The organism is Streptomyces sp. NPDC008139, assembly GCF_042957025.1.
GTDB lineage: Bacteria > Actinomycetota > Actinomycetes > Streptomycetales > Streptomycetaceae > Actinacidiphila.
Window position 1 is genome coordinate 598,306 of record NZ_JBIBHM010000002.1, and the last position, 12,725, is coordinate 611,030.

The 12,725-nt window shown below is 68.9% G+C and carries 9 protein-coding genes and 2 pseudogenes; 7 read left to right on the forward strand and 4 right to left on the reverse strand.

The window, feature by feature from the left end:
* Nucleotides 1–194 precede the first annotated feature (194 nt).
* Nucleotides 195–1,265, forward strand: coding sequence for an SDR family oxidoreductase (locus ACFZBB_RS06585; RefSeq protein ID WP_391118438.1), 1,071 nt, complete (start codon nucleotides 195–197; stop codon nucleotides 1,263–1,265).
* Here ACFZBB_RS06585 and ACFZBB_RS06590 read toward each other — a convergent pair.
* Together ACFZBB_RS06590 and ACFZBB_RS06595 are read right to left on the reverse strand one after the other, a co-directional pair.
* The gene (locus ACFZBB_RS06590; protein WP_391118440.1) at nucleotides 1,256–2,284 is read right to left on the reverse strand and encodes a WYL domain-containing protein; all 1,029 of its coding nucleotides are present in this window, start codon (nucleotides 2,282–2,284) and stop codon (nucleotides 1,256–1,258) included. The two genes, ACFZBB_RS06585 and ACFZBB_RS06590, sit on opposite strands and share 10 nt — an antisense overlap.
* 82 nt (nucleotides 2,285–2,366) lie before the next feature.
* Nucleotides 2,367–2,618, reverse strand: coding sequence for a hypothetical protein (locus tag ACFZBB_RS06595; protein WP_391118442.1), 252 nt, complete (start codon nucleotides 2,616–2,618; stop codon nucleotides 2,367–2,369).
* A gap of 1,503 nt (nucleotides 2,619–4,121) precedes the next feature.
* Between ACFZBB_RS06595 and ACFZBB_RS06600 the strand changes: the two genes are divergently transcribed.
* The 3 genes and pseudogenes from ACFZBB_RS06600 to ACFZBB_RS06610 form a co-directional block, all read left to right on the forward strand.
* The gene (locus ACFZBB_RS06600; RefSeq protein ID WP_391118443.1) at nucleotides 4,122–4,361 is read left to right on the forward strand and encodes a hypothetical protein; all 240 of its coding nucleotides are present in this window, start codon (nucleotides 4,122–4,124) and stop codon (nucleotides 4,359–4,361) included.
* A 2,232-nt stretch (nucleotides 4,362–6,593) separates the two neighbouring features.
* Complete coding sequence (locus ACFZBB_RS06605; protein WP_391118444.1) at nucleotides 6,594–7,013, forward strand: hypothetical protein; 420 nt, start codon at nucleotides 6,594–6,596, stop codon at nucleotides 7,011–7,013.
* 333 nt (nucleotides 7,014–7,346) lie between these two features.
* Nucleotides 7,347–8,364 (forward strand): annotated as a pseudogene (locus tag ACFZBB_RS06610) (transposase); the annotation flags it as partial.
* Nucleotides 8,365–8,418: 54 nt separating this feature from the next.
* Here the strand turns inward: ACFZBB_RS06610 and ACFZBB_RS06615 are convergent.
* Both ACFZBB_RS06615 and ACFZBB_RS06620 read right to left on the reverse strand, forming a co-directional pair.
* Nucleotides 8,419–9,185, reverse strand: a pseudogene (locus ACFZBB_RS06615) (transposase).
* A gap of 624 nt (nucleotides 9,186–9,809) precedes the next feature.
* Nucleotides 9,810–10,583 carry a DUF5677 domain-containing protein gene (locus tag ACFZBB_RS06620; protein WP_391118445.1) on the reverse strand — a complete coding sequence of 258 codons (774 nt, stop codon included), beginning with the start codon at nucleotides 10,581–10,583 and terminating at the stop codon, nucleotides 9,810–9,812.
* A gap of 169 nt (nucleotides 10,584–10,752) precedes the next feature.
* On the opposite strand from ACFZBB_RS06620, the gene ACFZBB_RS06625 reads away from it, so the two are divergent.
* From ACFZBB_RS06625 to ACFZBB_RS06635, 3 genes are all read left to right on the forward strand, one after another.
* Entirely contained in the window at nucleotides 10,753–11,199 is a 447-nt protein-coding gene (locus tag ACFZBB_RS06625) for a hypothetical protein (protein WP_391118446.1), read from the forward strand.
* 382 nt (nucleotides 11,200–11,581) lie between these two features.
* Nucleotides 11,582–12,394, forward strand: a complete 813-nt coding sequence (locus tag ACFZBB_RS06630) for a hypothetical protein (RefSeq protein ID WP_391118448.1) — start codon at nucleotides 11,582–11,584, stop codon at nucleotides 12,392–12,394.
* A 64-nt stretch (nucleotides 12,395–12,458) separates the two neighbouring features.
* Nucleotides 12,459–12,653 carry a hypothetical protein gene (locus tag ACFZBB_RS06635; RefSeq protein ID WP_391118449.1) on the forward strand — a complete coding sequence of 65 codons (195 nt, stop codon included), beginning with the start codon at nucleotides 12,459–12,461 and terminating at the stop codon, nucleotides 12,651–12,653.
* Nucleotides 12,654–12,725 lie beyond the last annotated feature (72 nt).

Below are 12,725 nucleotides of genomic sequence, written 5' to 3' on the forward strand. Positions count from 1 at the left end.
CCTTTCCCTCTGCCGTCCTGTCGGATCCTCCTGGATGCTCCACCCCTGCGCCCCTGTTCCACAATCCTCTGGCCGCTTCGGAGTTCCTGGTGGGAGGGGCGGGTGGTGACCGGGCCAGCGGGCCGGATGTGCGTGCAGGGGTTTGGTGCTGTGGTCCTGTCGGTTGTCGCGGTTTCTGTGACCGCAGGGAAAGGGTGACGGGGGTTGTCACCTTTGGGGTGGAGGTTGGGGGGATGGACAAGAACACGAACATTCAGGATCCCGGCCGGAACGTCTCTCCCGCCGTCTCTCCCGCCGTCTCTCCCGCCGTCTCTTCCGCCGGTTCTTCTGCTGGTTCTTCCGGGGGTTCCTTGGACGGGAGGATCGCTCTGGTGGCGGGGGCCACGCGCGGTGCGGGGCGGGCGTTGGCGGTTGAGCTGGGCCGTGCGGGTGCGGTGGTGTATGTGACGGGCCGTACGACGCGTGGGCGTGTCAGCGAGGTCGGCCGGGCGACGGAGACGATCGAGGAGACGGCGGAGTTGGTGACGGCGGCGGGGGGTACGGGCGTCGCTGTTCCCACTGATCATCTGGTGGTGGAGCAGGTCCGTGCTCTGGTGGCGCGGATCGGGCGTGAGCGGGGGCGGCTGGACATTCTCGTGAACGATCTGTGGGGCGGTGAGCACCTGCTGACCGGTTCGGTGTTCGGGAAGAAGAGCTGGGAGACGCCGCTGGAGGACGGTCTGCGGATTCTGGAGCTGGGGGTGCGTTCGCATGTGATCACCGCGGCGTTGACGCTGCCGTTGCTGGTGCGGTCGGCGGAGCCTTTGCTGGTGGAGGTGACGGATGGTACGGCGGTGTCGAACCGTCGTTACCGGGAGAATCTTTTCTACGATCTGGCGAAGAACGCCCCGATCCGGATGGCGTTCGGGCTGGGGGAGGAGCTGGCGGAGTTCGGGGGTACGGCGGTTGCGGTGTCTCCGGGGTTTCTGCGGTCGGAGCAGATGCTGGCGCACTTCGGCGTGTCGGAGGAGAACTGGCGTGACGCTGTCCTGACCGAGCCGGATTTCGCGGTCGCGGAGTCGCCGTACTATCTCGCGCGGGCGGTGGCGGCGCTGGCGGCTGATCCGGAGAGGTCGGCGCGGTGGAACGGCAAGTCGACTTCGAGCGGGGAGTTGGCGAGGGTCTACGGTGTGCGGGACGTCGACGGCAGTCAGCCGGACGGGTGGGGGTATTTCGAGGATGTGCGGTACGGGGGGAAGGCCGGTACGGCGGACGACTACCGCTGATCCGGCGGCGGGGGGCCGTAGAGGTCGCTGAGGGCCTGCGCGTGGTCGCGGAAGCGGGCGCGCAGGCCCTGCGGGGCCAGTACTTCGGCGTCGGCGCCCAGTTGGGTGAGCTGGGTGAAGGCGACGTCTTCGCTTTCGGCGGGCAGGCGGAGTGTGACGCGGCCGGCGGCGTCGGGGGTGCCGGCGCGGGCGAGTGCCTCACCGGTCGCGGCGGGGTCGGTGACGGAGGGCAGGCGGTCCAGTCCCCGGGGGGTCAGGCGGACGGTGACGGTGGTGCGCAGCAGTGCCCGGGCGAATTCCGCGGCCCTGGCCTGCCAGTGCGCGGCGAGGTCGAAGGCGGGGTCGCGGGTGAAGGGCTCGCCGGCGCCGGGGGACAGGGCGGTGATCCGGTCGGCGCGGTAGGTCCGCCACGGGTCTTCGTGTTCTGCCGGTGGGCCGGGGACGCGGCCCACGACGTACCAGACTCCGGCTTTGAGGACGAGGCCGTACGGTTCCAGGTGCCGCGTCACGGTGGCGGGCGGTGTTGCGTCGCGTCCCGGCCGTGTGTAGGTGAGTTCGACCGTCCGGTCGGACCATACGGCGCGGGCGAGTTCGGGCAGCAGCGTGCAGGCCGGCGGTTCGCGGAACCAGGCCGGTGCGTCGAGGTGGAAGCGGTGTGCTGAGGACTCGGCTGCCGCGCGCAGCGACGGCAGCAGGGTCGCGGACAGTTTCAGCCGTGCGGTGTCCGCGGCGTCGGACAGTCCGAGGTCCCGCAGGGCCGAGGGCAGTCCGGTGAGGTAGAGCGTCTCGGCTTCTCCGGGACCGAGCGTGGTCAGCCGGGTCCGGTACCCCGGTGCCAGCCGGTATCCGCCCGCCCGTCCGCGCTCCGACCGTACGGGAACTCCCGCCTCCTGCAGCGCCTGCGCGTCCCTGATCACCGTCCGCTCGCTGACCCCCAGTTCCCGGCCGATCGCGGCGGCGGTCATACCGGGACTCGACTGGACCAGCAGGGCCATACGGATCAGCCGGGCAGCGCGCATCCCCCCATGATCCCCCACCCGCCGGCGCCGCGGCGTCCCGTTCCGCTCGGTTCACGGGTACGCGCGGGCCGCTGGTGAGGGGTCAGCCTTTGCAGCCGGGGTCGGGAAGTATGACGGGTGCGGCGTCGCGGGTGGTGACGAAGGCGCGGTAGCCGGGTGCGCCCGCGACGCATTTGGTGGCGATGTTGGCGTAGTGGTCGGGGAAGTTGGTGACGTCGGCGGGCGCGTTGTCACCCTTGTGGTTCGCGACGGGGGAGTCCCCGGTGCCGCGTCTGTCGCTTGCGCACCCGGACAGAGCGGCCAGGGCGATGGCCAGCGATGCTCCCGCGGTCACACATCTCGTCATACGGTGTCTCACCGGCATCCTCATCATCCTCGTCTCTGCCCGCGGGGTCTCCCGCGGGTGCGGATGCCCTCAAGGACACTCCGCGCCCGGCCATGGTTCCCTCCCCCGGCCTGCGTTGGGTGCTCTCGTGCTCGTCTGGTCGGGTGAGTTGGTGGGGTTGTGGGTCGCGGATACGGCGGGCCCGGGCCTGGTTCGGGGGCATCCTGCCGCGGGTGCCGCAGTATTTGGTGGAGGGGGGTTGGGCTTCCGGGACGGTGGCGTGGCGTGGTGAGGACTGGATGCCTCGCTGGTTGGCGGTGGCGGGCTGGTCGTCTGTGTGTCGCGGTGTACGGCGCTTGCTTCTCTGCGTGTGAAGGGCTCTGTCTCCTGGTGTTGGTGGCGGTAGCGTGCGGGCTGGTGCTCTTGGTTGCGCTGGGGGAGTGGCAGGGGGGACGGGTGCTGTCGGGATCGGACTGGGCGACGCTCTTTGTGGCGGTTGCCGGGGTCGGCGGGACTATGGGCGGGGCAGCGCTTGCTCAACGGGCACGGCGATGGGGGGTCGCCGGTCAGAGCGGGCTCGCGGCGCTCGAACGGCTGCAGGACCGAGAAGACCAGGCCGTTCAGAGCAGACGTGAATTCTGGGCCGTGCTCAGTACGGCTGCCCGCGCCTGTCGCGCTGCGGGCAGGGACATGGTGGTTGCCGTCAGGCGTGAAGAGACCGTGGTCGCGGACACCGTTGGTGCCGCACGTCAGGCGTATTGCGACCGGTACGCCCGGGCCCCGGATGGTCCTTGGCGCAGCGGCCGTTGACGTGGCCGACGAGGTCGACCTGTGCCTGGGCGCCGGCTGCCACCTCGTCCGGTACCTGCGGCTGATTCCCTCGGGAGGGGGGCCTCTCTGCCGTGCGGACGCGCAGCTTGTCCGGGCGAAGCGGTGGTTCGCGGAGTCCTCGTCCGACGCGGTGTATCTGCTCCGGGAGGCGCTACGTGCCGAACTGGGTGTGCGCGGTGCGCTGTCCGTCGAACAACTCGGGGCCAAGGTGGTGGCGCTGTCCGATGCTCGTGAGGCCCTCTCAGCAGGAACGACGGCGCCTCCAGGCCCAACAGCCCGAATGACCGGCCCCTCCCCAAGGCAGATCCCGGCTGGCTGTTGGCTCGCGGCCGGGGCCTGGTATCTGTGCGCGTCCGCTGTGTGGCCGTTGCGTCCCTTGTCGGGTTCCGGGGAGCCGGGCGGGTGCCCTCTGCCGGCGGATCATTCCCCGCGGTCTGAGCCGCTTGACCGGCTTGACCTGCCGGTGCTGTCAACTGCCGCCTGCTGTGCCTCTGCGCGGTGGCGGCGGCTCTGTCTCTCGGGCGCGGCCGGGGGCAGCGGCATCTGTGTCCGTGACCGTTTGCATCCGGGCCCCCCGCCGCCTTCCCTCCGGGCTCCCCGCCGCCTCGCCGCCGTCTCCCTGTCGTTTTCCTGCTGGTTTGCTGGTGGTTTGGGGGTCAGGTGTGGGGGCACGTGGCCGCTATGGCCGACGAGACTGGAACACCTGCCGAAGAACACCTTCTCCTGAGCGCTGATACCAATGGTGACGGGAGGCCTGATGTATGGATGACCGATACCACTGGTGACGGCAAGCCTGATCTGTACCAGTTCGACACGACCGGTGACGGTGCGGTGGATGTCACGATCGTGGAAGAGCCCGGTGCGGGGGAAGCGGGACGCACCGTCATCGAGGGCGACGGAGGCCACCCCGTTTCTTCCTGACTGTCGTGCCGGTCGCCGCCCCGCCGTGTTCGCGGGGGCGGGGCAGGCGGGTGTGGTGCGGGGTGCCGGTCTGCCTCGTGCTGCGCGTAGTCGCTCTGGCCGCCCGGAGGGCGGCAGGCCGGTCACCCGTGCGGCCGGCCTGTGGGCCGCGACCCCTGCGGTCTCCGCGGCTTCCTTGCCGTGCTTGTCGTGTTTCTGCTGCCGCGCTGCCGTCACCGACGCGCAGGGTGCGGGCGCGGACGGTCTGCTGCTCTGCTGGTTCGGGCCGTGTCCGGTACGCGTCTCGCGGAGGGCTGCTGTCCTGTTCCGACCCGTGTCCGGTATGCGGCTGTCCCGGTGTCGTGGGCGCCCCCCCCGCAAGGATCTCGCCGCGCGCCGGGCGTGCGAGGTGTGCCAGGACGGGGCGGCGGCGCGTCCGGCAGCGCGCGGTGAAGAAGGCCGCGTCGTCGGGCGGCGTCGTGACCGAGATCCGCGCCCGGTAACCGCTGCCCGCCGCTCGCCGCCGGGGCGCCCGGGCGGACGGCGGGCGGATCTGCCGGATTATCCGGCGCCTGCCCCCCGGCGCCTGGGCCGCCCGGTGATGCGCGTGCCGCGCGCGGGCCTGCGGGGTGCCGCAGGGCGGCGGCTCCGGCGCATCACCGCCGGAGGCCTCCGGGAGGTCTGCTTCAGGGGTCCGCGTCCGCCGCTGGAGTTCCTGCGGCCGGCCTCCGCACCCGGTGGCCGCCGCGGCGGCCCGACCCTTCCCCGGGGCCGGCATCAGCGGCGTCGCCCGCCCCGGTAGCCGCTGCCGTGGTGGCGGTCGCCATCAACTGCACCACGGTAGAAGCAAGTTCGTCTAACGCGCTCATCAGCCCCCTTGGCGCTTTTGGTCATGCATGCTTCCAGAGGAACCGGCGGCTCAAGCCAGCAGAAGCTAAATCGCAAACGTGCACCGCCGTCTAGAACCTGACGCTGTCGGGGATCTTGGTATCCGGGGGCGATCACAAAGATATCGGGCGAGCGCGGTCTTGCCGGCCCGGACCCTGTGTCGACCGGGAGCACGACCTCCGGTGCGGCGAGCCCAGGTTCGACGAAGGCCTGCACCAGCACGGCCGCCTCGCTTCGCGTGACGTCCTCGGCCCACGAACCGGTGAGTCGCCGTCGGGGCAGTCGACGGTCGAGATCAGGAAGCAACTGGGCGACCGCACCAACGGTTCCTCGCCCGTTCCCCGCTCAGGGACGTCGGCAGAGCCGAAGCCGGCGACAGCGATCTGGCCGTAACCCGGGATGACCGTCGCAGAGGCCAGAACAACGCTCATGCCAGGGATCCGAGCCCCTCCTGAGAACGGGGGCGCAGATGGTCCGTCACCATGCCACGACGGATACGCATTCGGATCATGCTGCCACGACCCACAGTCGGCGAAGCGGTTCACCGCCCTGGCACCGAAGAGCGCGCTCGTGCGCAACCGATTCGAGATCCGGCGTGTCGGATGTTCGGGTGGCTCGTCGGGCTCCCCTTGAGCGGCGGTGTGAGGCGGGGTCACCCGTCCGGTCTGACCGATGAACAGCGGGCCCTCGTCGAGCCGTTGCTGCGGGCGCCGCGGACGAGTTCACGAGGCGGCCCGCAAGCGCCGACGCTCCCGGTCTTCGCGCATCACGACCAGCGCATCCCCAGCTCGGCCAGCTCCCGGCGCCGCTCCGCGCTCAGCTTGTCGGCCCGCTGGCGGGCGTTGTCCACGAACAGCCCGAGCCTGCGTTCGACCCCGTCCGCCCCTGCCGGCCTTCCCGGACGGCTTCACGGGCGTGGAACTGCCGGGCGGCCCGGACGCCGGCACCCCGCACGCAGACCGGCAAATGAGCGGCCGGGGGCCGCTCCTCGGGCCTTCGCCGGGCGAGGCGGAGCGTGTTTCCCAAGCATCCATGGCATGGAAGTGCGGGCAGCAGCGCAGCGGATGCGTGCCCGGGCCGGGGTCGGCGAGGGGGCCGGGCGTCGAGCTTCGCACTGCTCCCGACGGTGTCCGGAGCGCTTCATGACCGGTACCAACCCCGGCCGGCCTGGCACCAGGACGAATCTAGGACGGGCCAGGGATTCGTGATCGTAGCGTCGGGGTCAGGCAGAAGGGGGACCGGGGCAACAGTTTGGGGCTGAGGCTGACAGGGGCGGCCGCGAGTTCGGAAGTCCCCACCGCCCGGCCTCAGCGAGAGGCGACAGCCAGCTGTCCCGGTACGGGGCATCAACGACGGGAGGAACCCATGCTGAAACGTGGGAAGAACAAGCGGGCTATCGTCATGGCTGCTGCGGCACTCGCTCTCGCCGGCGGTGCCACCGTCGGCCTCGGCGGGACTGCCGGCGCCGCGGCCTATGGCCCGCCTCCGGCGAGCACGGACTGGTTCTCGCTCTACGTCACCAATAACGCGGGCGGCCGGTATTACCTGGTCTGCAACGAGCAGTCCGCCGCGAACACGGTCTACGTGGGCGCCGAGGAGGGCCGCGACGGGAACGCCGTGGAGCTCAAGGACGTCAACACGGGCTGGACGACTTACGGTGCGAACATCAGGTTCAACGCCGGCGCATGTGAGGAGTTCACCTTCGTCGGCTACGACGGCCGCGGGCTCGCCGGGTACATCAAAACGCCCGCCTTCTACACCACGGGCTGGGTGGACTACAACTGACCTCACCGCAGTCCAGACGGCAGCCACCCAGGCGCATCGTGGCGGGCCCGGCCCTTCGCCGCGCGGCTCTACCAGCGCAACCCCGGTGTATCGAGTTCCGCTCGCCGTCCGGGACTGAGCTTGCCGGTCCGTCGGCGGCTTGTCGACGAACAGCCCGAGATTACGCCTGAGCTTGTTTTGCTTTGGTGGGGACCGTCGGTGTGGTGGTCAGGTTGCGAGTGCGGTTTCGTAGTCGGCGGGGTTGAGGTAGGTGAGGCTGCTGTGCAGTGGGTGCAAGTTGTACCAGCCCTTGGTGAAGTCGAAGATCGCGGTGCGTGCGGCGGCCCGGGTGGGCGGGCGCCTGACCGGCCGCGAGTCTGCGCCTGGCTGGGCAAGCACAAGCACCGCTATGGCACGGACGGATATCCGATGCTGAAGATCATGGCGCTGTGCGAGACCGGTACCCGGGCTCTGCTCGGCGCTGCCTTCGGGCCGACGCCAGAGAAGGAGACCGGCTACGCCGAGCAATTGCTGCCGCTGCTGGACGACGGCATGCTGCTGCTCAACGACCGGGGCTTCGACTCCGATGACTTCCTCGCGAAGGCCGCGGCCACCGGCGCACAGTTGCTGGTACGGCTCAAGGGAACCAGGACGCCCGCCCGCTGGGCGCTGCTGCCAGACGGAACGTTCCTGACCAGGATCAACGGGACCCGGCTGAGGATTATCGACGCGCACATCGCAGTGACAGCCGCCAAAGGGCTGCGGCTGGACGGTCATTACCGACTGGCAACCACGCTCACCGATCACCGCCGACACCCCGCAGCCGAGTTGGTGGACCTCTATCACGAGCGGTGGGAGATCGAATCGGCTTTCTACTCGCTCCGTCACACGTTGCAACACGGCCTGGTGCTGCGCTCCCAAGACGCGGCGGGCATCCAGCAGGAACTCTGGGCTCACCTGACCGTCTACCAGGCACTACGCCGGGCCATGGTCGAGGCCGTGGAGACGGCCCCTGGCACGGATCCGGACCGGGCTTCCTTCACCGTCGCCCAAAGACCAGCTCATCGCCGCGGCCGATGTGCTGCCCGATTCCGGTCCAGGACGCATCACATCAGCCCTCCTGCACCATCTGCTCCCGCCCCGCCGACCGCGCGTCAATCCGCGCCGCGTCAAGTGCCCGATCTCCCGCTACGCTGCACCACCCAGCCAGGCGCAAGTCCTCGGGGCTTCCTCGATCACCAGCATCGTCGTGACCATCAACTCGTCCGCCAAGCCCGGGAATGACGGACGCCGCGACCGCACGCTGCAACTGTTGCGCACCGATCCTCTCCGCACCTGGCGAGCCTGTGAAATTGCCCGCGGTATCGGGCTAAGGGCTGTCCCGAAATTGATCTTGTGCGCTCCTGGTTGCCGGTCGGCCGTCCGATCAGCGGGCCTGACGAAGATTGTGCAGGTGGGCGATACCCAAGATCGCGTAGTGGACACCGTCACCCTTGAGTCGGCAGTCGCGAAGGATCTTCCAGGTCTTCATGCGCGCGAAGACGTGCTACACGAGCCCTGACCTGTTTGTGGGAGCGGTTGTGCTCATGCTTCCATCCGCACAGTTCGCCGCCCGCAGGCCGACGATGCGGGACCACCAGGCCAGTGCCCTGGTGGCCGCCGTCGGCGATGGTCGTGGTCCTGCCGACGGCTGCCTTCGCACCCGATTCTGCCCATGCCTCGCAGTCGTTGCGGTTGCCCGGCACTGGTCGTCCGACCGGCAACGACCAGCCGTGTGTCAGCATCGACGACCACTTGGTGATTGGTCGAGTACCTGTAGTTCTTGGACTGCTCGGCGATGCTGTGATCGCGGGTAGGCACCAGTGTGCCGTCCACGATGAGCACGGTGCCGGCGTGGAACCGCTGCCGCTGCTTGAGTGCCAGCAGCGGCCCGATGTGGCCGATTATCCGGTCGGCGGATGACTTGGAGATACCGAACAGTGGGGCGAGCTGCCGCAACGTCAGGTTGGTCCGCCAGTACGCGGTGACCAGGAGTACCCGCTCTTCCAGCGGCAGTGACCAGGGACGCCCGCGGCGAGTTCGATCGGCGCCTTCTCGGCGCAACAGCGTGACCAGCTTTCGAAAGTCGCGCGAGCGCAGCCCGGTGAACGGGGGTATCCAGGACGGCTCCGCTGCCGTGATCATTCCAGCCACAGCGTGATCTTCTCAAGGCGAACCACGCCCTGACCGCTCACATGGCCAGCGCGGCTTGCCGCGTCGCCGCGGCGCTCAGGTCGTATCGCGCTTCGCGGCCGACGGAGAGGGCGGTTGCTCGTCGCGGCTCTCCGAGGTGAAGGCGTCGCGTCGAGCGAGAGTCACCGACAGAGGCAGGCCCAGCCGCTCGGCTGCGCGGCGCCGGACACGCACCTGAGCTCGGGTCCGGGGTCGGAAAGAGGGGAGCCGTGAGCAGCCGCAGCCGGGGCGGTGATCGTAGGTCAGCCCCTCCGCGAGCACGGTCGCAACAACTGACCATGCCTTCGTGTCGCGTCGCCGGGGCGCAGCAAAGTCGTAGCCGGCGAAGACGAGCTGTTCACGACAGCCAGGACAGATGCGCTTCCGGATCGGCCATGTGCTGCCTTTGAAGGAGAGCCGGCACGCGATGCATACGTAGTGCCGGAAGGCGCCGTTGAACGCGTGGTAGCACATGGTCCGAGAGGATACGCATCGTCCGCGGGCGGGCCCAACCGGATTCCTAGAGCCCGATCTGGCCAGTCGGCCGCCCGGTCAGTGTCCGCGCCACCACACGATGGACCGGACGCACAAATAGCGGGACAACCCTTAGTGGCGCTTCGGCAGCAGATCTGCTGGCAGGCCAAGATCCCTGACCGCCTCTGTCACCAGCGTCTTCATCGGGTTGCCCTTGATCATGGGGCTCATCACGCTGGCCGCTTGAAGCAGCGGGATCACCATCCAGCACAGATCGGACAGTCGGTCGACGAAGGGCTGATCAGAGACGGTGAGGCTGCCGTCGTCTGCCAGCTTCACGTACGCAAGCGAGGTGAGATCAGTGGTGTGCGTGTATGCCGAGAGGTTGCGGTACAGGGGATACATCATCGGCTCTCCGTACGCGTTCACCAGGTTGACGAACTTGCTCAGCTCTCCGACAAGTCGCCGATGGTGCTTCTCCTCCTCCACTGTCGCGAAGGTGAAAACGGGCTTCTCGCCGATGTCGACACCAGCCAGGTGCCACTTCGCCTCGGTGAGGTTGTCGTTGAGCTTCTTCCTGCTCTGCCAGGATTCGTCGATGAACGCGTTGTAGGCAGGCTCGCCGTTGTCGGCCAGCCAGTGCATGGCAAGGGCGTGGCCGATCAGATTGCGCATCAGAGGCACTGCCTCGACGGTGAATCCTCGCTCGTAAAGCACCATCATCGCCTCAGCGGTCCGGTTGGCGAACATCCACCACCCGGCGAGGACCGGGAACACAACCCTGTGCTGGGCGTCGACGATGGCTTGGACGTTCAGGGCGTCGCTGGCTCCGGCTATCAGTTTGGGCACGATCGCGCGCACCCGCCTCGTTGTCCTGTTGTCCGCCCCGAACGCGAATTCCGTCATGTGGAGTGACGCTACGCACCGGACCTGGTTCTACGCAGCCGGATATAGCGATGAGCGAGGTCTGCGCTTGTCCGGGGGCGGCCCCTTTTACCTCGCACGCACCCTCGGTCGGGTGGTTTCGCCGGTTCGCGCCGCGGTGGGTGGTGGGTGGCGCGTACGGTCCGGAGCCATGGACGACGACATCGAGCTGACCGATGACGAGCACCTGCGGGCGCTGGCCGCGCTGGAGGCCGTCGTCGGCAACAACGACGCGGGCCTGGCTGTCCTGGCTGCCAGTGGTGCGGGGGAGCGGCCGCTGCCGGAGCTGCTGGCCGCGTACGGGAAGCACACGCTGGAGCGGATCCTGGTCGCCGCGTTCGGCATCACCTCCGAGACCGGCCATGGTGAGATGGGCCCTCGGCTGGCGGAGCTGAACGCCGACCCGCAGGCCTGCCTGGTCTTCCTCCTGGCCGACGCCCTGCACCAGCAAGCGGTCCTGACCGGCGACGACCTGGCCACGGCCAAGCGGATCGGGATCTCGGTCCTGGGGGTGGTCCACGCGTTCACCGACGCCGACGACTCCGAGGCCCTGACCCTGCTGCGCGCCCTGCGCAACGAGGTCCTGCGCCCCGGCTGACCGGCGGGGGCGGTTGTTCCCCGGTGCGGTCGCCGCTTCGACGCGGCTACTGCTGGCACCCTTTCCGGGATCACTGCCGAGGTTCCTACCGGCCGCTCCAGTACCAGGAGAGGCGTTTGTGCAGGTCAGGCCGCGAGTAGTGATGGTGCCGGGAGCCTCGACATCCCCTCTTGCCCTCCACCCCCCTGCTGCACCCGATGAAAAGGAGACGGGTGCGGCTGGGTGGTGGGCAGGCGCGAGGGGCTGACGGGCTGTTCGGGTGCCTCCGGCGGCCCTGGCGGGGCGCGCAGGCCGCCGCTGCTGCGTCGACCGGACCCTGGCGCTGCGGGGAGACACACCGAAATAGGGCGACGGACAACGTCGGTGCTTCTAGCCTCGACTCATGACCGCAGCCGATGAGAATGGGTCCAGCCTCGCGTATTTCTCACCGTTCTTTGAGGCGGTGGAGGAACGCGTTGGTGACGGCTTCGTCATACCGCTTCCAGATCCCGCACCCGGCAGTGTTCAGGCCAGGGACGAGGCCCCGCTGGGACCTTGGCGGGGAAGCACCCTGATCCGGCAGTCCTACAACGCCGGCGTCTCGCACGGCCAGGCTCTCTGCCGCATGATTTCCGTCGCCGCGCACGTCGACCCCAACAGCCCCTGGACCTTGCTTCGCGGCTGCCTGGAGAACTTCACCACCGCTTCCTGGCTTATGGCCGGCACCCTTGACGAGCGCAGATCCCGAACCCTGGGCCTATGGGCGGAAGACATGCGCAACCGCGGCATGCACGAGGACACGGGGAAGCTTCCCCGCCCGGTGCCCCCTGGCAAATCGGGCTACGAACGACGCGCAGAGATCCAGCAATTAGCCCAGCGCTTGGGCCTGCCGAAAATCCCGAAGCCGACTACAAATGAGACCGTAAAGGCGGGGGCACGGGGCGCTGACATTGATCCAGACCAGGCGTTGGCGGCTTGGCAAGTCGCCTCGGGCTTCGCCCACGGTCGCTACTGGCCCGTGATGCGCGCCTCTGAACCACGAGCAGCACGACATATGGAAGGCGGCTACATGGTGGCGTTCGTCATCGACGATCAGCAGATCGAGCCCGTGGCCACCCTCTGCCTGAATCTGCTGAACCAAGTCGTCGACCGCTACATCGACCGCTGTCTGGGCCCTGATGCAGTGCACGACGGGCGGAGGACGGCGGGGAGCTGACGCCGCTTTGACGGTGGGTCGGGCGAGACTGGACTGCCTGATCACCGCGAGCGGGGAGGCAGGCGTGAGCCAGACGCAGGAGCAGATACAGGAGCCCGGACAGACCGAGACCGAACAGCCGGGGAAGCCGAAGCCGAAGCCGAAGCGGGTGCTGTGTCCGTACGGGTCGGCGTCACCGGAGCGGGACGACGCGATCACGGTGCTGGGGGCGCTGAAGGTGGCGACCGCGACGCAGAGGGGCTGGTGCAGGGGCGGGTGACAGGTTGGGTCACGCGGCCTGGTAGGCCGGTGTGGTCATGACGGTCTCGTATTCGATGGGGGTGAGCCGGCC